Below are 637 nucleotides of genomic sequence, written 5' to 3'. Positions count from 1 at the left end.
TGAGCCAGGGCTTTGTCGAGGACGGTAAGGTGGAGTGTCCGCTGCATGAAGCGGTATTCGACGTCAAAACCGGCCAATGTCTTCACGGCCCTGGCGGCCGTAACCTGAATCGTTACCCGGTGCGGGTCTACGACAATCAGATCCAGATTACCTTTATCGAGGAGAACGTGGCATGAGCGAATCCCTGGACTTCAACCCGGCGCTGCCGGAAAGCCGTCAGTTTACGCCGCCGGCGGAAGGCGGCAACGGCAATATTCATAAGCCTGGCGACTACCACAATCTGATCTGGCAAACCCGCAGCCGGGTGCCGGAAAACTGGGAGCTTCAGCTTATCGCCACCCTGGAAACGCTCTTTGAGCAGGGCGCGGAAAGCCTGGGCGAGCTGGTGAACGGCCTGAACGGCGTCAGAATGCACGACCAGCAGGGTGAACCGTGGAGCGAAAGCAGCTTCCAGGCATTTTTGCAGGTAAACGGATACTGAGGACACAGCGATGACGACAACGGTACAAAACTATCTTGATAAAGGGTTACGCGGCCTGTGGTATCCGGTACTGGCGAGCTGGGAAGTGCAGTCAGCGCCGGTGGGCATTACCCGCCTCGGCGAGCAGATCGTGGTCTGGCGTAATAAAGACGGCCA

2 protein-coding genes are annotated in these 637 nt (G+C 58.1%); both read left to right on the top strand.

Going from position 1 to position 637, the window contains the following annotated elements:
- A partial coding sequence (locus tag AACX88_RS17725; protein ID WP_422614456.1) for a Rieske (2Fe-2S) protein occupies positions 1-176 on the top strand: 176 nt, incomplete at its 5' end.
- Positions 173-481 (top strand): recombinase-like helix-turn-helix domain-containing protein, encoded by a 309-nt coding sequence (locus AACX88_RS17510; RefSeq protein WP_004144765.1) that lies wholly within the window; start codon positions 173-175, stop codon positions 479-481. The genes AACX88_RS17725 and AACX88_RS17510, both read left to right, overlap by 4 nt.
- The last annotated feature ends 156 nt before the right edge of the window (positions 482-637 follow it).

Origin of the sequence: Brevibacterium metallidurans, from assembly GCF_037101285.1 — a bacterium.
In the GTDB taxonomy this organism is placed as follows: Bacteria; Actinomycetota; Actinomycetes; order Actinomycetales; family Brevibacteriaceae; genus Brevibacterium; species Brevibacterium metallidurans.
The sequence above is the reverse complement of the archived record's forward strand: the minus strand, read 5'-3'. Positions and strand labels throughout refer to the sequence as shown.

Coding starts and splice junctions, on each gene's coding strand:
- AACX88_RS17510 (WP_004144765.1), top strand. CDS start 173: ATGAGCGAATCCCTGGACTTCAACCCGGCGCTGCCGGAAAGCCGTCAG.